Source organism: Streptomyces sp. NPDC090127, assembly GCF_044746945.1.
Classification (GTDB): Bacteria; Actinomycetota; Actinomycetes; order Streptomycetales; family Streptomycetaceae; genus Streptomyces.
Map to the genome: position 1 here is coordinate 140,524 of NZ_JBIVDE010000004.1, position 16,674 is coordinate 157,197.

Below are 16,674 nucleotides of genomic sequence, written 5' to 3' on the forward strand. Positions count from 1 at the left end.
TGCTGCCGGTGCCTCAGAAAGGCACCGGCAGCGGTGAGTTGAACGACGGGGCGGAGGATCAGCCGACGAGGCTGTCGTCCAGCTCCTCCGACAGGGTCGACTCCGTGCCGGGGATGCCGAGGTCCTGCGCCCGCTTGTCCGCCATGGCCAGCAGACGGCGGATCCGGCCCGCCACCGCGTCCTTGGTCAGCGGCGGCTCGGCGAGCGCGCCGAGCTCCTCCAGTGAGGCCTGCTTGTGCTCCATGCGCAGCCGGCCGGCGGCCGCGAGGTGCTCGGGCACCTCCTCGCCGAGGATCTCCAGGGCGCGCTGCACCCGGGCGCCGGCGGCGACGGCCGCGCGCGCCGAGCGGCGCAGGTTGGCGTCGTCGAAGTTGGCCAGCCGGTTCGCCGTGGCCCGGACCTCGCGGCGCATCCGCCGCTCCTCCCAGGCGAGCACCGACTCGTGGGCACCGAGCCGGGTCAGCAGGGCCCCGATCGCGTCGCCGTCACGGACGACCACCCGGTCCACGCCCCGTACCTCACGGGCCTTCGCGGCGATGCTCAGCCGGCGCGCCGCGCCCACCAGGGCGAGCGCGGCCTCCGGGCCGGGGCAGGTCACCTCCAGGGAGGAGGACCGGCCGGGCTCGGTGAGCGAACCGTGCGCGAGGAAGGCGCCGCGCCAGGCCGCCTCGGCGTCGCAGGTGGCGCCCGAGACGACCTGCGGGGGCAGCCCGCGGATCGGTCGGCCCCGGCCGTCGACCAGCCCGGTCTGCCGGGCCAGCTGGTCGCCGCCCGCCACCACTCGGACCACGAAGCGCGAGCCGCGTCGCAGGCCACCGGGGGCCATCACGATCAGCTCCGAGCTGTGCCCGAAGATCTCCAGGATGTCCCGCTTGAGCCGTCGCGCCGCCATCGCGGTGTCCAGCTCCGCCTCGATCACGATCCGCCCGCTCACCAGGTGCAGACCGCCGGCGAACCGCAGGATCGACGAGACCTCTGCCTTCCTGCAGCAGGTCCGGGTGACGGGAAGCCGGGAGATCTCGTCCTTCACCGCTGCCGTCATCGCCATGGGCCGATCCTTCCATGCATCCGAAAAATACGGTCGTACGCGGCGGCCAACAGCTCCGGATCATGCTTCGGGAGCCCGTCGGCACGGGCCACCGGCGCCAGCTCGACCGCGGCACCGAGCCGCTTGGCGGCATCGGCGAGGGACTCGCGATCGGGCACGGCGGCCTCGTCGGCCAGCACCACGTCCAGGGCGAGTTTAGGGGCGTGTCGTCCCAAAACCTCCAAATGACGCTGCGGAGAGAACCCCTCGGTTTCTCCCGGCTGCGGCGCGAGGTTCAGGGAGAGGACCTTGCGGGCCTTGGTCTCGGTGAGCGCGTCGAGCAGCTCGGGGACGAGCAGGTGCGGGATCACCGACGAGAACCAGGAGCCCGGGCCGAGCACCACCCAGTCCGCGTCCCGGACGGCGGCGACCGCCTCCGGCACGGCGGGCGGGTCGTTCGGGACGAGGTGCACGGACTGCACGTCCCCGGGCGTCAGCGCCACCGTGGCCTGGCCGCGCACGGTGTCCACGTCGTCCGGGCGCTCCGGGTCGTGCCCCCTGACCAGGGCCTGGAGCTCCAGCGGCACGGCGGACATCGGCAGCACCCGGCCCTGCGCCCCGAGCAGCTTGCCGACCAGGTCCAGAGCGAGCACATGGTCGCCGAGCTGCTCCCAGAGCGCGACGATCAGCAGATTGCCGACCGCGTGCTCGTGCAGGTCGCCCTTGGACTGGAAGCGGTGCTGGATCACCCGGGACCAGGTCTGGCCCCAGTCGTCGTCCCCGCAGAGCGCGGCGAGCGCCTTGCGCAGGTCACCGGGGGGCAGCACGCCCAGCTCCTCCCGGAGCCGGCCGCTGGAGCCGCCGTCGTCGGCGACGGTGACCACGGCGGTCAGGTCGCCGGTGATCCGGCGCAGGGCGGCGAGTGAGGCCGACAGGCCCATGCCCCCGCCCAGCGCGACGACCTTGGGCTGGGCGCCGCGTCTGCGGAGCGTACGCACCGGAAGGGTGGACGTACGCCGGCGGTAAGGCTTCACTCGCGCCCCATGTCCCGGTGGACGACGACGGTCTCGACCCCTTCCGCGGCGAGGCGGGCGGCGAGCTTCTCGGACGTGGCGACGGAGCGGTGCTTGCCGCCCGTGCAGCCGACGGCGATGGTCACGTACCGCTTGCCCTCGCGGCGGTAGCCCGCGGCGATCAGCTGGAGCAGCTCGGTGTAGCGGTCGAGGAACTCCTTGGCCCCGGGCTGGTTGAAGACGTACGCCGAGACCTCCTCGTTGAGCCCGGTGAAGGGGCGCAGCTCGGGGACCCAGTGCGGGTTGGGCAGGAAGCGCATGTCGACGACGAGGTCGGCGTCGACGGGCAGCCCGTACTTGAATCCGAAGGACATGACCGTGGCCCGCAGCTCCGGCTCCTCGTCCCCGGCGAACTGGGCGTCCATCTTGGCGCGCAGCTCGTGGACGTTGAGGCTGGAGGTGTCGATCACCAGGTCGGCGTCGCCGCGCAGCTCGCGCAGCAGGTCCCGCTCGGCGGCGATGCCGTCGGTGATGCGGCCGTCGCCCTGGAGCGGGTGCGGCCTGCGGACCGACTCGAACCGCCTGACCAGGGCCTCGTCGGAGGACTCCAGGAAGACGATCCGGCGGGTGACCTGCTGGGCGTCGAGGGCGGCGAGGGACTCCCGCAGGGCGTCGAAGAACTGCCGGCCGCGGACGTCGACGACGACGGCGATCCGGGCCACGTTGCCCTGGGAACGGGCGCCGAGCTCCACCATGGTGGGGATCAGCGCGGGCGGCAGGTTGTCGACGACGAACCAGCCGAGGTCCTCCAGGCACTTCGCCGCGGTGGACCGGCCGGCGCCGGACATGCCGGAGATGATCACCAGCTCGGGGATGGCCGCCGCGTCGGCGGCCTCACCGGCCTCCTTCGTGCCCGTACTCACGTGTCCTGCTCCGTCTTCTCGCTGCACTTCTTGCACTTCTTGCGCTTCTTGCTCTGACTGACGGTCGTGCTCGGTCATGCCGTGGTGCCCCCGTCGTCTTCCATGATCTCTCCTGTTGCCGTATTCACGGCGGGTGCGGCCGGGGCCGCCTGGGCGAGAGCCACGGCGACGGCCTCGGCCGTCTTCCTGCCCATGCCGGGCACCTCGCAGATCTGCTCGATTGTCGCCTGCCGGAGCCGCTTCACCGAGCCGAAATGCTTGATCAACGCCTGTTTGCGGGTATCGCCGAGGCCGGGGATCGCGTCCAGGGGGCTGGTCCTGATGCGCTTGTTCCGCTTCGAGCGCTGGTAGCGGATGGCGAAGTCGTGAGCCGTGTCACGTACCCGCTGAAGGAGGTAGAGACCCTCGCTGGAGCGGGGCAGCACGACCGGGTCGTCGTCGCCGGGCAGCCAGACCTCTTCCAGCCGCTTGGCGAGGCCACAGACGGCGATGTCGTCGATGCCCAGCTCGTCCAGGGCCCGCCGGGCCGCGGCGACCTGGGGCTGCCCGCCGTCGACGACGACGAGCTGGGGCGGATACGCGAACCGCTTCGGTCGCCCGTCGTCGAGCGGCACCTCTCCGGAGCCGTTGACGCCGTCGACGCCTGTGACGCCTGTGACGCCGTCCACGCCGGTGACGCCGGTGACGGCTTCGGTGACGACCAGGCCGTCGCCATGGGTGTCCACCGCGTCACCGTCGGCGTCGACGGCGACGGCCTCCGGACCCCACTCCCCCGTCTTCTCCTTCTCCGCGAGGTAGCGCCGGAAGCGGCGACTGATCACCTCGTGCATCGAGCGGACGTCGTCCTGGCCCTCGAAGCCCTTGATCTGGAACCGTCGGTACTCGCTCTTGCGCGGCAGCCCGTCCTCGAAGACGACCATGGACGCCACGACGTCCTGCCCCTGGAGGTGGGAGATGTCGAAGCACTCGATCCGCAGCGGCGCCGAGTCCAGGTCCAGGGCCTCGGCGATCTCCTCCAGGGCCCGGGAGCGGGTGGTCAGGTCGCTGGCCCGCTTGGTCTTGTGCAGCACGAGCGCCTGCTGGGCGTTGCGCGCCACCGTCACCATCAGGTCCTTCTTGTCACCGCGCTGCGGGACGCGGAGGGAGACCTGGGAGCCGCGGCGACCGCTCAGCCACTGCGTGACGGCCTCGGCGTCCTCGGGCACGGCCGGGACGAGGACCTCCTTGGGGACCGCGTCGCCGCTCTCCTCGCCGTACAGCTGCTGGAGCGCGTGCTCGACCAGACCGGCCGTGGAGACCGCCTCGACCTTGTCGGTGACCCAGCCGCGCTGGCCGCGCACCCGGCCGCCCCGGACGTGGAAGATCTGGACAGCGGCCTCCAGCTCGTCCTCGGCGAGCGCGATGAGGTCGGCGTCGGTGGCGTCGGCGAGGACGACGGCGTTCTTCTCCATGGCGCGCCGCAGCGCCCCTATGTCGTCGCGGAGCCGGGCCGCCTTCTCGTACTCCATCTCCTCGGCCGCGTCCGTCATCTGCTGCTCCAGGCGGCGGATGTACGTGCCGGTGCGGCCGGCCATGAAGTCGCAGAACTCCTCGGCCAGTTCACGGTGCTCCTCGGGGGTGACCCGGCCGACGCAGGGGGCGGAGCACTTGCCGATGTAGCCGAGGAGGCAGGGGCGGCCGGCGGAGGCGGCGTTACGGAACACCCCGGCGGAACAGGTCCGTACGGGAAAGACGCGGAGCATCAGGTCGACGGTCTCGCGGATGGCCCACGCGTGGGCGTACGGGCCGAAATAGCGCACGCCCTTCTTCTTGTGGCCGCGCATGACCTGGACGCGCGGGAACTCCTCGTTCAGCGTGACCGCGAGGTAGGGGTAGCTCTTGTCGTCCCGGTACTTCACGTTGAACCGGGGGTCGTACTCCTTGATCCAGGAGTACTCCAGCTGGAGCGCCTCGACCTCGGTCGAGACCACGGTCCACTCGACGGACGCGGCCGTCGTGACCATCGTGGCCGTACGCGGGTGCAGGCTCGCGAGCGGCTGGAAGTAGTTCGCCAGTCGCTGGCGCAGGGACTTCGCCTTGCCGACGTAGATCACCCGGCGGTGCTCGTCGCGGAACTTGTAGACCCCCGGCGAGTCGGGGATCTGCCCCTGCGTGGGGCGGTAGCTGGAGGGGTCGGCCATGCTCCCCACCCTACTGGCGGGCGCCGACACTCCGACCGCGTGCGCGCGTTGGCGGGACGTGACGACGGCTGCGCGGGGACGGCCGGGAGGGCGGCCCACACGACGACCGCCTGAGCGACCGGCAGGGCGGCTGGCGGGACGGCCCACGGGACGGGTGGGAGGACGGTCGGCGGGACGGGTGCGAGGGCGGGCGGCGGGCCGCCCGGAGGGCGACCGGCGGGGGCTGGTGGGGCGACCGGCGGGGGGCTGGTGGGGCGACCGGCGGGGGCTGGTGGGGCGACCGGCGGGGGGCTGGTGGGGCGACCGGCAGGGCGGCCCAGGGGACGACCGCCCGAGCGACCGGCACGACGGCCGGCAGAGCCACCGGCAGGGCGGCAGGCGGGCCGGCCCGGAGGGCTACCTGCGGGCGCCCGGCGGGCCGGTAGGGGACTCGCTGCGGGCAGGAGCCCCCGGCGCGGAGCCGCCGGCCCTCGGGTCGGCCCCACCTCGGTGCGAAGCCGCCCCGCTGCTGGCCGGGGCGCAGCTCCGCCCTGCGGCGCTGCGGGCCGGAGGCCCGGCGCGGAGCCGTCCGCCCCCGGGGCGGCCCCGCCCCGGTGCGAAGCCGCCAGGCCTCGGGGCAGGGGCGCAGCACCGCCCCCGGCGCGGCGCCCAGCCCCGGCGCCCAGCCCCGGCGCGGCGCCCAGCCCCGGTGCGGGGCCGGGGGCTGGGCGCCGCCCCGGCCCCACCACGGGGCGGAGCCCCCGTCTCGTCAGAGTTTCGGGAAGGGGCGGGGTGGGGGAAAGCCGCCCCTCAGGCCGCCGGACGCGAGTCCGTCGCGCGGCGGCGCCACGCGCGCGTGGCGAGGAGGCCCAGGGCCACCGCCGCGCCCGCCCCCGCCGTCGCCGCCGCTGCCGTGACCAGGGGCTCGTCGTGGGCTGCAGCGGCAGCCGGAGTGTCGTAGCCGCCGGCCGTGCCCTTACGGGCGTATGCGGAGCCGGGCAGCTTGTCCCCGTAGGCCCGGGCGACCCGGTCCCGGTACGCGGCCAGGCTCGTCCCGTTCTTCCCGACCGCCCGCACCGCGTCCTCGTCCAGCGGGAGCACCTTCACGCCCTTGTGGACGTACCACGCGTCGATCTGCGGCTCGCGGAACACGATCCCGCCCGGGAGCGTCCGCGCACCCAGGTCCGCGTACCGGACCTCGTCGTCGCCGGTGGCGATGTTCACCACCTGCCAGCCCCCGCCCGCCCGCCGCGCCGTCCACAGGGAGGCCGTCCGGCCGTCCGAGGAGACCGCCTTGCTGGCGTGGAACTCGACACGGGCGACGGGCGCGCCCGCCTTCCCCGCCACGAAGTCCGGGGACAGGATCCGCACGGGCACGGACGCGCCCTGGACCTGGGGACTGGCCGCCGCACGGGCGACGGCTCCGTCGCGGGCGAAGAACCGGGAGAGCGTGTCCAGGGTCGCGGGGGCCGACGCCGCCGCCTCGGGGGTGGCCGCCGTCGGCGGCGCGCCGGCCGCGCCGGCCGCGTCGGCCGCGACCGCCGGCACCGCACCCAGGGCCACGAGGGCCGCGGCCGACAGGAACCCGGCGCTGATGGCACGTACGTTCATCGTCGTCACGCCCCTATCCGGTAGAGCGAGTGCGTCCAGGAGAAGGAGCCGTTGTCGACGTACCAGGCGTGCGAGGCCCAGTTGTAGCGGTCGCTGGAGGGCCAGGGGTCGCCCCAGTAGACCCAGCTGTTGGTGTCGTCGTACCCGTAGATCACGTGCATGTGGCCGCCGCCGCTGGACCACTGGATCCGTGTCTCGATCGGGCGGTCGGCGTTGATCTCCGTCTGCACCGTCGGGTAGCGCAGCCAGCCCGTCACGTACGAGCCGGGGTTGACGCCCGCCCAGCGCAGGCCGGTCTGCACATTGCCCAGCGTGGCCTGGTTGTTCGGGCAGTCATAGCCCTGCTGGCGGTTGAAGGCGGCGTTGCAGAACTGGTTCTGGCTGTAGTTCCGGCCGAACCAGGTGGCGATCGTGTTGCCGCCGGCGGCCCAGCACCAGTTGGTCTTCTGCTGCGCCTGCATGGTGATGTCCAGCCGCTTGTACCCGAGCGCGGAGGCGTCGTCGGCGGTCGGCGCGGCGGTCGCCGACGACATGGGGAGCAGGAAGAGGGCGGCAGCGGCGAGTGCCGCCAGGGACAGCTTTCTACTGCGCATCGCGTTCCTCCCGAGGCGGGGGGTGTGGGAGTGGGGATGTGGGGGTGGGGGGTGGGGATGTGGGGGGTGGGGTTTTTATGGGGGGAGCGCGTCCGGACGCTGGTGTGGAGCATCGAACGTTGTCCTGATCCGGTCAACACGCTTCAATGCGCAAGGACGGCGGGCTGTGAACGGTGTGACCCGGGTGTGAACGCGTACCCCCACGCCATCTGCGGGCCCGCCCCCGGAGGCGCAACGGTCCGCCGGCGCCGTCGTGAACGTTCACTGAGGAGTCCCGTGGGGCACACCGAGGCCGATCTGGTGCAGTTGCTGCACACCGGACCGTTCCATCTGGCGCTGCGCACGGCCCTCGCGGTGCGCGGCCTTCCGCTCCAGCGGGTGCAGCACCATCTCGCCCACCGGGGCGTCAAGGTCGGGGTGACCAGTCTCAGTTACTGGCAGCAGGGCGCCCGCCGCCCGCAGCGACCGGAGTCGCTGAAGGCGGTCCGCGCTCTGGAGGAGGTCCTCCAGCTGCCGGACAACTCGTTGATCCGGCTGCTGACCGATGACGCGTCGGTGCGCGGGGACGTGGAGCGTCCGGCGGCCCGTTCGTACCGCTCGCTGGTGGAGGCCTCGGGCGCGGTGGAGGCGCTGCTCGCCGAGCTGGAGTCGCCGGTGGACGGCGGGCTGCACACGGTCGGCCACCACGAGCGGGTACGGATAGGGGCGGCGCGGGAGATGGTCGGGCGCGAGTCGCAGCACGTGGTGCGGGCGCACCGGGACGGGATCGACCGCTATCTGGCCATCCACCACGGCGACCCGGGCTGCGACCCGTCGCGGGTGGAGGTGCGGGCGACGGAGAACTGCCGTACGGGCCGGGTGCGGTGGCACGCGGAGACGGGTGTCCTCGTCGCGGAGCTGCTGTTCGACGCGCGACTACGGGCCGGGGAGACGTACCTCTTCGGCTACGGCTTCGAGGACGGGACCGGCGGGCCGAGCGGCGAGTACGTCCGGGGGTTCAGCTTCGCGGGTGGGCAGTACGTGCTTCAGGTGCGGTTCGACGAGGCGGCGCTGCCGGTGCGGTGCCGGCGCTTCGCACAGGCGTCGGCGGGCGCGCCGCGCGGCGGGCGCGCGGAGCTGACGCTGACCGGTCGGCACCGCACGGTGCACCTGGTGGAGCAGGGGGTACGGCCGGGGATCCTGGGGATCGACTGGGCCTGGACGTAGGGCTGAGGGCCGGTGTGCCCTGACTCACGCCCGGACGTAGGGCTGAGAGCAGGCACGCCCCGACTCACGCCCGGACGTAGGGCTGAGAGCAGGCACGCCCCGACTCACGCCCGGACGTAGGGCTGAGAGCAGGCGTCCTGGGGCTGAGGGGAATGGCGCCGGGTCAGGCCTCCGGGCCCGCCACCAGCTTTCCGCCCTCGACCCGGACCGGCACCTCCGGGAGCGGGACGGTCGCCGGGCCCTGGAGGGCCTTGCCGGTGGTGACGTCGAAGCGGCTGCCGTGGCAGGGGCAGTTGCCCTCGTTGTTCTCGATCTTGTCGAGGACGCAGCCGGCGTGCGTGCACTGGGCGCTGAACGCCTTGTACTGGCCCTTGGCCGGGCAGCTCACCAGGACCCGCTGCTCGCGGTAGAGCCGGGCGCCGCCGACGGGCACGTCCTCGGGGGCGCCGAGGGTCACCGGGGCGGTCGGGGTGGGGACCTCGGCGTGCCCGAGCTTGGACTCCGTGGAGCAGGCGGCGACACCCAGCCCGGCGGCACCGGCGAGCGCGGCGCCCTTCAGTACGGTGCGGCGGGTGGACTGGCCGGACATGAGCGCTCCACGGTGGGATCGGGGCAAGGGTGACCGAACCGACGATACCGGCGGGCCCCCGCGGGGCTGCGCGGGGGCTGTCGCGGCCTGCGGGGCATGGGTTACGTTCACGGGCGTGATCGTCGTCGCCGGTGAGTCCCTGATCGATCTCGTCGCGGACGGGGCCGCCCCCGGGCCGCTGCCCGCGCTGGTGCCGCGCAGGGGCGGGGGGCCGTACAACACGGCCGTGGCCCTCGGCCGGCTCGGCGCCGAGGTCGGCTTCTGTTCCCGGGTCTCGACGGACGGGTTCGGCGAGGCCCTCATGGACGGGCTGCGGGAGGCGGGGGTCGGGACCGGCCTCGTCCAGCGCGGCCCGGAGCCGACGACCCTCGCCGTCGCCTCGGTGGGCGCGGACGGCTCGGCCGAGTACGGCTTCTACGTCGAGGGCACGGCCGACCGGCTCTTCGCCCTGCCGGAGCGGCTGCCGGAGGGGGTACGGGCGGTGGCGTTCGGTACGTGCTCGCTGGCGCTGGAGCCGGGGGCGAGCGCGTACGAGGCGCTGCTGAGGCGGGAGTCCGGGCGGGGTGTGCTGACCCTGCTCGACCCGAACATCCGGCGGGGCCTGATCCCGGACGCGGCCGCCTACCGCGCGCGCTTCGCGTCCTGGCTGCCGTACGTCTCGCTCCTGAAACTCTCGGAGGAGGACGCGGCCTGGCTGGGCGGGACCCCGGCGCAGTGGCTGGAGCGGGGCCCGTCGGCGGTGGTGGTGACGCGCGGCGGGGCGGGCCTGACGGTGCACACGCCGACGTCCGAGGTGTCGGTACCGGCGGTACGTGTCGAGGTCGCGGACACGATCGGCGCGGGCGACACCGTGAACGCGGCGCTGCTGCACGGCCTGGGCGACCGCCCGGTGCCCGCCCTGGACGCCGAGGCCTGGTCCGCCCTCCTGACGTACGCGGCCGGCGCGGCCGCCCTCACCTGCACCCGCCCGGGCGCGGAGCCCCCGTACGCGAACGAACTCCCGGACCCGCCGGGCTGACCCGGACGGCCGGGCGGAACAGCACACCCGGATGGCAGGGCGAAACGGCACCGGGACGGCCGGGGGCAGCCACGGTTCGCGTGCTCGGGGGCCGAGGCCGCCTCAGCGGCCCCGGCCCCCCTCCCTCAGGCCTTGCGCGCCCGCGCCGTCGTCTTCTTGGCGGGCGCGGCCGTCTTCGCGGCCACCTTCTTCGCGACCACCTTCTTCGCGGCCGTCTTCTTGACCGCTGTCTGCTTCGCGGGGGCCCTCTTCGCGCTCCGCGCCGCCGGCACGCCGGCGTCGCTGATGCGGTCGGCGCCGAGGATCTCGCGGAGGAACTTGCCGGTGTGGCTCGTCGGGACCGACGCGACCTCCTCCGGCGTGCCCTCGGCGATCACCAGACCGCCGCCGCTGCCGCCCTCCGGGCCCATGTCGACGACCCAGTCCGCGGTCTTGATGACATCGAGGTTGTGCTCGATGACGATCACCGAGTTCCCCTTGTCGACCAGGCCCGACAGGACCTTGATCAGCTTCGAGATGTCCTCGAAGTGCAGGCCCGTCGTCGGCTCGTCCAGGACGTAGACCGTGCGGCCGGTCGACCGCTTCTGAAGCTCGGAGGCGAGCTTCACGCGCTGCGCCTCGCCGCCGGAGAGCGTCGGCGCGGACTGGCCGAGCCGGACGTACCCGAGGCCGACCTCGTTGAGCGTGCGCAGGTGGCGCGCGATCGTCGGGACCGCCTCGAAGAAGTCCAGTGCCTCCTCGATCGGCATGTCCAGGACCTCGGCGATGGACTTGCCCTTGTAGTGGACCTCCAGGGTCTCCCGGTTGTACCGGGCGCCGTGGCAGACCTCGCACGGGACGTAGACGTCCGGCAGGAAGTTCATCTCGATCTTGATCGTGCCGTCGCCGGAGCAGTTCTCGCAGCGTCCGCCCTTGACGTTGAAGGAGAACCGGCCCGGCAGATAGCCGCGGACCTTCGCCTCCATCGTCTCGGCGAAGAGCCTGCGGACGTGGTCGAAGACGCCGGTGTACGTCGCCGGGTTCGACCGCGGGGTGCGGCCGATCGGCGACTGGTCGACGTGCACGACCTTGTCCACGAGGTCGTCGCCGTCCACGCGCGTGTGGCGCCCGGGCACCGACTTCGCGCCGTTCAGCTCGCGCGCCAGGTGGGTGTAGAGGATGTCGTTGACCAGCGTCGACTTTCCGGAACCGGAGACGCCGGTGACGGCCGTGAGGACGCCGAGCGGGAACGAGACGTCGATGTCCTGGAGGTTGTTCTCCCGGGCGCCGTGCACGGTGAGCCGGCGCGAGGGGTCCACGGGGCGGCGGATGTCCGGCGTCCCGATGGCCCTGCGACCGGAGAGGTACTGCCCGGTCATCGACTCCTTGTTGGCGAGGAGCTCCTTCAAGGGTCCGCTGTGGACGACCTTGCCGCCGTGCTCACCGGCGCCGGGGCCGATGTCCACGACCCAGTCGGCGACCTTGATGGTGTCCTCGTCGTGCTCGACCACGATGAGCGTGTTGCCCATGTCCCGCAGCCGGACCAGGGTCTCGATGAGCCGGTGGTTGTCGCGCTGGTGGAGGCCGATGGACGGCTCGTCCAGGACGTAGAGCACGCCGACCAGACCGGAACCGATCTGGGTGGCGAGCCGGATGCGCTGGGCCTCGCCGCCGGAGAGGGTGCCGGCCGCGCGGTTGAGGGAGAGGTAGTCCAGACCGACGTCGACGAGGAACCGCAGCCGCTCGTTGACCTCCTTCAGGACCCGCTCGGCGATCTTCTTGTCGCGGGCGTTGAGCTTCAGGCGGCCGAGGAAGTCGGCGCACTCGCTGATCGACATCGCGGCGACCTCGGCGATGGACTTCTCCATGACCGTGACGGCGAGGACGATCGGCTTCAGGCGGGTGCCCTCGCACGTGGGGCACGGCACCTCGCGCATGTACCCCTCGAAGCGCTCGCGGCTGGAGTCGCTCTCGGCCTCGCTGTGCCGCCGCTTGACGAAGGAGACCGCGCCCTCGAAGGCGGGGGTGGTGTACGCCCGCTCGCGTCCGTACCGGTTGCGGTAGCGGACCTCGACCTGGGTCTTGTGCCCGTACATCAGGGCCTTCTTGGCCCGGGCCGGGAGGGCGGCGTACGGCAGGTCCGTGCGGAAGCCGAGGGCCTGGGAGAGGCCGCCGATGAGCCGGCCGAAGTACTCCCTGGTGTGGCCGTGGGACCAGGGGTGGATGGCGCCGTCGTCGAGCGAGCGGTCCTCGTCCGGGACGATCAGCTCGGGGTCGACCTCCATGCGGGTGCCGATGCCGGTGCAGTCCGGGCAGGCGCCGAAGGGCGAGTTGAAGGAGAAGGAGCGCGGCTCCAGCTCCTCGAAGGAGAGGTCGTCGTACGGGCAGTACAGGTGCTCCGAGTACATCCGCTCGCGCTCGGGGTCGTCCTCGGCGAGGTCGACGAAGTCAAGGACGACCATGCCGCCGGAGAGCCCGAGGGCCGTCTCGACGGAGTCGGTGAGCCGGCGCTTGGCGCTGTCCTTCACGGTGAGGCGGTCGACGACCACCTCGATCGTGTGCTTCTCCTGCTTCTTCAGCGTCGGCGGTTCGCTGAGCTGGATGGTCTGCCCGTCCACCCGGGCCCGGCTGTAGCCCTTGGTCTGGAGGTCGGCGAAGAGGTCGACGAACTCGCCCTTGCGCTCGCGCACCAGCGGCGAGAGGACCTGGAAGCGGCTGCCCTCGGGCAGCTCCAGGACCTTGTCGACGATGGCCTGCGGCGACTGGCGGGAGATCGGACGGTGGCACTCGGGACAGTGCGGCTTGCCGATGCGCGCGAAGAGCAGGCGGAGGTAGTCGTAGACCTCGGTGATGGTGCCGACCGTCGAGCGCGGGTTGCGCGAGGTCGACTTCTGGTCGATGGAGACGGCGGGCGAGAGGCCCTCGATGAAGTCGACGTCCGGCTTGTCCATCTGGCCGAGGAACTGCCGGGCGTACGACGAGAGCGACTCGACGTACCGACGCTGTCCCTCGGCGAAGATCGTGTCGAACGCGAGGGAGGACTTGCCCGACCCCGACAGCCCGGTGAAGACGATGAGGGAGTCGCGGGGGAGGTCGAGCGAGACGTTCTTGAGGTTGTGCTCGCGAGCGCCACGAACGATGAGACGGTCGGCCACGCCGGTCCGCACCTTTCTTGAGAGAGCGGAGGCACAGAAGTGCGGGTCGCAGATATGCCTGGAGGTACCTGGTGATGCAGGGAGGTGCCTGAGTACCCAACAACCAAGGATGCCGGATGCTTCCATCGAGCCTATAGCACGCACATTCGATTTCCGGCCTCGCGTCGACCGCTTCACCCGAACGAGTGGCGGCGCTAGGGTCGGCCCCATGATCGACCCTGTGCGTGACCTGGCCTCTGTACGTGAAGCGACCGAACGACTCCTCGCCGCGGCCGCTTCCCTGGACAACGCGGCGGTCGCCGAGCCGTCACGGCTTCCGGGCTGGACCCGTGGCCACGTCCTGGCCCACATCGCCCGCAACGCCGACGCTCTGGTGAACGTTCTCCAGGGCCGCCCCATGTACCCCGACGCCACCACCCGCGACTCCGACATCGAGCGGGACGCCCCCCGCCCCCTCGCCGAGCAGCTCGCCGACATCCGCGCGACCGACGAGCGCTTCCAGGTCGTGGGCACCGAGCCCGCCGACTGGGAGCGGACCGTCGAACTCCGCAACGGCGTCACGGACCGGGCCGCCCGCGTCCCCTTCCGCCGCTGGGTGGAGGTGGCCCTGCACCACGTGGACCTGGGGATCGGCTACGAGCTGGAGGATCTGCCGGAGGAGTTCGTCCTGCGGGAGATCGACTTCCTGGCCGACCGCTGGTCGGGACGGACCGAGGTCCCTCCGGTGACCCTGTACCTCGGACACGAGGAGAACGCCCCGACCTGGAAGACGGGCGGCGACGAGGGCACCCCCGTCGTCCTGGCGGGCACCGGCGCCGAGCTGCTCGGCTGGCTCGCCGGTCGCGGCGACCAGGGCGCCCACCTCCGGGTACTCGCCGGAGACGGCCTCCCGGCCCTCCCCCCGCTATAGGCTGATCCCATGACGTACAGCGGAGTTGTGAAGGTCGGCGGGCCCGCCGATGTGCACGAGTTGACGGACCTGATGATCTCCAAGGTCGCCGTCGGCCCGATGGACAACAACGCGTATCTGCTGCGCTGCCGGGCGACCGGCGAGCAGCTCCTGATCGACGCGGCCAACGACGCCGACACGCTCCTGACGCTGATCGGTGACGACGGCATCGCGGCCGTCGTCACCACCCACCAGCACGGCGACCACTGGCAGGCGCTCGCCGAGGTCGTCGCGGCGACGGGGGCGCGGACCCACGCGGGGGCGTACGACGCCGAGGGCATCCCCGTCCCGACCGACGTCCTGGTCGAGGACGGCGACACGGTCACGGTCGGCCGGGTCACGCTGACCGCCCGCCGGCTGGTCGGGCACACGCCCGGCTCGATCGCGCTGATCTACGACGACCCGCACGGCCACCCGCACGTCTTCACCGGCGACTGCCTGTTCCCCGGCGGGGTGGGCAACACCCGGAAGGACCCGAAGGCCTTCGCGAGCCTGATCCAGGACGTGGAGACCAAGCTTTTCGCCGTCCTTCCGGACGAGAGCTGGGTGTATCCGGGCCACGGCAGGGACACCACGCTCGGTGACGAGCGGCCGAACCTTCCCACGTGGCACGCGCGCGGCTGGTGACCCCCTCCCGGCGGGCCTGACCGGCGGAGGCGCACGGGTCGGTGACCGTGTGCTTCCGCGCGCCCCCGTAACCGGGGCGCACGCAGGGTAGTTGGCGCGACATGCGCCCCAGTCACTCTCCGCGTCCGTCGCCGGACCCGGCCTCCCCCACTCCACCGGCCGCACCCCAGGCCACCCTGGCCGCCCCGGACTCGCCACCGCCGACCGATCCGGCCCTGGGGTTCGATCCGGCCCTGGGGTTCGATCCGGCCCTGTCGGCCGGTCAGGGCACGGTGCCGGATCCGGGCACGGTGCCGGATCCGGGCACGGTGCCGGATCCGGGCACGCCGCTCGATCCGGGCACGCCGCACCATCCCGGCACTCCGCTCGACCCGGGCACGCCCCCACATCCCGGCACTCCGGGCGGCAAGGGCTCCGCCCCCTCCATGGTGCGGCTCGCCGCCGCCTCGCTCGTCGGGACGGCCATCGAGTTCTTCGACTTCTTCGTCTACGGGACCGCCGCCGCGCTCGTCCTCGGCCCCCTGTTCTTCCCGACCTTCTCCCCCCTGGCGGGGACCCTGGCCGCGTTCGGCACCTTCGCCGTCGGCTTCCTGGCCCGCCCCCTCGGCTCCCTGCTCTTCGGCCACATCGGCGACCGCTACGGCCGGCGCCCGGTCATGTTCGCCTCGCTGGTGCTCACCGGCTGTGCCACGGTGGCGATCGGCCTCGTCCCGACGTACGCGACCCTCGGCATCACCGCGCCCCTCCTGCTGCTCGCGCTGCGCTTCCTGCAAGGGCTCGGCCTGGGCGGCGAGTGGGGCGGGGCCGTCCTGCTCACCGCGGAGCACGCGCCGGAGCGGCGGCGGGGGCTGTGGGCGAGCTTCCCGCAGATCGGCCCCCCGGTCGGCTTCCTCCTGGCGAACGGCGTGATGCTGACGCTGTCGGCCACGCTCACGGACGCCCAGTTCCGGGACTGGGGCTGGCGCGTGCCGTTCTGGGCGGCAGGGCTGCTCGCCGCGGGCGGGCTGCTGCTCCGCTCCTCACTGGCGGAGACCCCGCAGTTCGAGGAGCTGAGCGCGGCCGGGCAGCGGGCGAAGGCTCCGCTCGCCGAGGTGGCGCGCGGCCACTGGCGCCTCGTCCTGCTCACCGCCGGGGCGCTCGCCGTCGGGTACGCGGTGTTCTACACGGTCTCCACCTGGGCTCTCGCCTACGGCACCGAGCGCCTGGGGGTCGGCCGTACGACGATGCTGGTCTGCATCATGGCGGCGGTGGCGATCTCGGGGGTCGCCACTCCTCCGGCCGCGATGCTGGGCGACCGCTACGGCCGCCGCCCGCTCTGCCTGGTCGGCTGCACGGCCTCGGCCCTGTGGATGTTCCCCATGGTCGCGCTGTTGCACACCGGACAGCCGCTGCTGATGTTCCTCGGGTTCGCGGGCGCCCTGCTCTCCTTCATCACCATGTTCGCGGTCATCGCCGCGTACCTCCCGGAGCTCTACGAGCCGAGGGTGCGCTGCACGGGCGCGGCGGTCGGCTACAACCTCGCGGGCGTCCTGGGCGGGGCGCTCACGCCGATCGTGGCGACGACGCTGTCCGAGGGGGCGGGCCCGCCCTGGGGCGTGGCGGCCTATCTGACGGTGATGGCGCTGGTCAGTCTGGGCTGCTTCGCGCTGCTGCCGGAGACCCTGCCGGCCCGCGCGGAGGAACCGGTGCGGGTGCTCGCGTAGGGCGGCTGGAACGCGATGCGGCCGGTGCGGGCGGTGGTGGGCCGCCCGCACCGGCCGCGGTGCGTTCCTACGGTGCCGTGGTTCCTGTGGTGCCGTAGCGTGCCGTGGTTCCTACGGCGCCG

The 16,674-nt window shown here is 72.8% G+C and carries 13 protein-coding genes; 5 read left to right on the plus strand and 8 right to left on the minus strand.

Annotated features, from left to right (window positions below):
* Window positions 1–58: 58 nt before the first annotated feature.
* The 6 genes from whiA to ACIPPS_RS16270 form a co-directional block, all read right to left on the minus strand.
* Window positions 59–1,048: a DNA-binding protein WhiA gene (whiA, locus tag ACIPPS_RS16245; protein ID WP_401431783.1), complete on the minus strand. Its 990-nt coding sequence runs from the start codon at window positions 1,046–1,048 to the stop codon at window positions 59–61.
* Window positions 1,039–2,061 carry a uridine diphosphate-N-acetylglucosamine-binding protein YvcK gene (yvcK, locus tag ACIPPS_RS16250; protein WP_401431786.1) on the minus strand — a complete coding sequence of 341 codons (1,023 nt, stop codon included), beginning with the start codon at window positions 2,059–2,061 and terminating at the stop codon, window positions 1,039–1,041. Before yvcK ends, whiA begins: the two co-directional genes overlap by 10 nt.
* Window positions 2,058–3,041 carry an RNase adapter RapZ gene (rapZ, locus tag ACIPPS_RS16255; RefSeq protein WP_401431789.1) on the minus strand — a complete coding sequence of 328 codons (984 nt, stop codon included), beginning with the start codon at window positions 3,039–3,041 and terminating at the stop codon, window positions 2,058–2,060. The genes yvcK and rapZ overlap by 4 nt, the downstream gene beginning before the upstream one ends.
* The gene (gene uvrC, locus ACIPPS_RS16260) at window positions 3,038–5,143 is read right to left on the minus strand and encodes an excinuclease ABC subunit UvrC (RefSeq protein ID WP_401431792.1); all 2,106 of its coding nucleotides are present in this window, start codon (window positions 5,141–5,143) and stop codon (window positions 3,038–3,040) included. The genes rapZ and uvrC overlap by 4 nt, the downstream gene beginning before the upstream one ends.
* A 789-nt stretch (window positions 5,144–5,932) precedes the next feature.
* Window positions 5,933–6,733: a hypothetical protein gene (locus ACIPPS_RS16265; RefSeq protein WP_401431795.1), complete on the minus strand. Its 801-nt coding sequence runs from the start codon at window positions 6,731–6,733 to the stop codon at window positions 5,933–5,935.
* Between the two features lie 5 nt (window positions 6,734–6,738).
* Window positions 6,739–7,326 carry a papain-like cysteine protease family protein gene (locus ACIPPS_RS16270; RefSeq protein WP_401431798.1) on the minus strand — a complete coding sequence of 196 codons (588 nt, stop codon included), beginning with the start codon at window positions 7,324–7,326 and terminating at the stop codon, window positions 6,739–6,741.
* A gap of 276 nt (window positions 7,327–7,602) precedes the next feature.
* Between ACIPPS_RS16270 and ACIPPS_RS16275 the strand changes: the two genes are divergently transcribed.
* Window positions 7,603–8,532, plus strand: a complete 930-nt coding sequence (locus ACIPPS_RS16275) for a hypothetical protein (RefSeq protein WP_401431801.1) — start codon at window positions 7,603–7,605, stop codon at window positions 8,530–8,532.
* A 163-nt stretch (window positions 8,533–8,695) separates the two neighbouring features.
* On the opposite strand, the gene ACIPPS_RS16280 is transcribed toward ACIPPS_RS16275, so the two are convergent.
* Window positions 8,696–9,121, minus strand: coding sequence for a Rieske (2Fe-2S) protein (locus ACIPPS_RS16280; protein WP_401431804.1), 426 nt, complete (start codon window positions 9,119–9,121; stop codon window positions 8,696–8,698).
* A 115-nt stretch (window positions 9,122–9,236) separates the two neighbouring features.
* Between ACIPPS_RS16280 and ACIPPS_RS16285 the strand changes: the two genes are divergently transcribed.
* Window positions 9,237–10,139, plus strand: coding sequence for a carbohydrate kinase (locus tag ACIPPS_RS16285; protein ID WP_401431807.1), 903 nt, complete (start codon window positions 9,237–9,239; stop codon window positions 10,137–10,139).
* A gap of 125 nt (window positions 10,140–10,264) precedes the next feature.
* On the opposite strand, the gene uvrA is transcribed toward ACIPPS_RS16285, so the two are convergent.
* Window positions 10,265–13,273 carry an excinuclease ABC subunit UvrA gene (gene uvrA / locus ACIPPS_RS16290; protein WP_401431810.1) on the minus strand — a complete coding sequence of 1,003 codons (3,009 nt, stop codon included), beginning with the start codon at window positions 13,271–13,273 and terminating at the stop codon, window positions 10,265–10,267.
* A 208-nt stretch (window positions 13,274–13,481) separates the two neighbouring features.
* Here uvrA and ACIPPS_RS16295 point away from each other — a divergent pair, with 208 nt between their 5' ends.
* From ACIPPS_RS16295 to ACIPPS_RS16305, 3 genes are all read left to right on the plus strand, one after another.
* Window positions 13,482–14,183 (plus strand): maleylpyruvate isomerase family mycothiol-dependent enzyme, encoded by a 702-nt coding sequence (locus tag ACIPPS_RS16295; protein ID WP_401431813.1) that lies wholly within the window; start codon window positions 13,482–13,484, stop codon window positions 14,181–14,183.
* Between the two features lie 9 nt (window positions 14,184–14,192).
* Window positions 14,193–14,849: an MBL fold metallo-hydrolase gene (locus ACIPPS_RS16300; protein WP_401431816.1), complete on the plus strand. Its 657-nt coding sequence runs from the start codon at window positions 14,193–14,195 to the stop codon at window positions 14,847–14,849.
* Window positions 14,850–15,274: 425 nt separating this feature from the next.
* Window positions 15,275–16,552: an MFS transporter gene (locus ACIPPS_RS16305; RefSeq protein WP_401433081.1), complete on the plus strand. Its 1,278-nt coding sequence runs from the start codon at window positions 15,275–15,277 to the stop codon at window positions 16,550–16,552.
* Window positions 16,553–16,674: the final 122 nt, after the last annotated feature.

Coding starts and splice junctions, on each gene's coding strand:
- whiA (WP_401431783.1), bottom strand. CDS start 1,048: ATGGCGATGACGGCAGCGGTGAAGGACGAGATCTCCCGGCTTCCCGTC.
- ACIPPS_RS16300 (WP_401431816.1), top strand. CDS start 14,193: ATGACGTACAGCGGAGTTGTGAAGGTCGGCGGGCCCGCCGATGTGCAC.
- ACIPPS_RS16280 (WP_401431804.1), bottom strand. CDS start 9,121: ATGTCCGGCCAGTCCACCCGCCGCACCGTACTGAAGGGCGCCGCGCTC.
- ACIPPS_RS16295 (WP_401431813.1), top strand. CDS start 13,482: ATGATCGACCCTGTGCGTGACCTGGCCTCTGTACGTGAAGCGACCGAA.
- ACIPPS_RS16265 (WP_401431795.1), bottom strand. CDS start 6,733: ATGAACGTACGTGCCATCAGCGCCGGGTTCCTGTCGGCCGCGGCCCTC.
- rapZ (WP_401431789.1), bottom strand. CDS start 3,041: ATGACCGAGCACGACCGTCAGTCAGAGCAAGAAGCGCAAGAAGTGCAA.
- ACIPPS_RS16270 (WP_401431798.1), bottom strand. CDS start 7,326: ATGCGCAGTAGAAAGCTGTCCCTGGCGGCACTCGCCGCTGCCGCCCTC.
- uvrC (WP_401431792.1), bottom strand. CDS start 5,143: ATGGCCGACCCCTCCAGCTACCGCCCCACGCAGGGGCAGATCCCCGAC.
- ACIPPS_RS16305 (WP_401433081.1), top strand. CDS start 15,275: ATGGTGCGGCTCGCCGCCGCCTCGCTCGTCGGGACGGCCATCGAGTTC.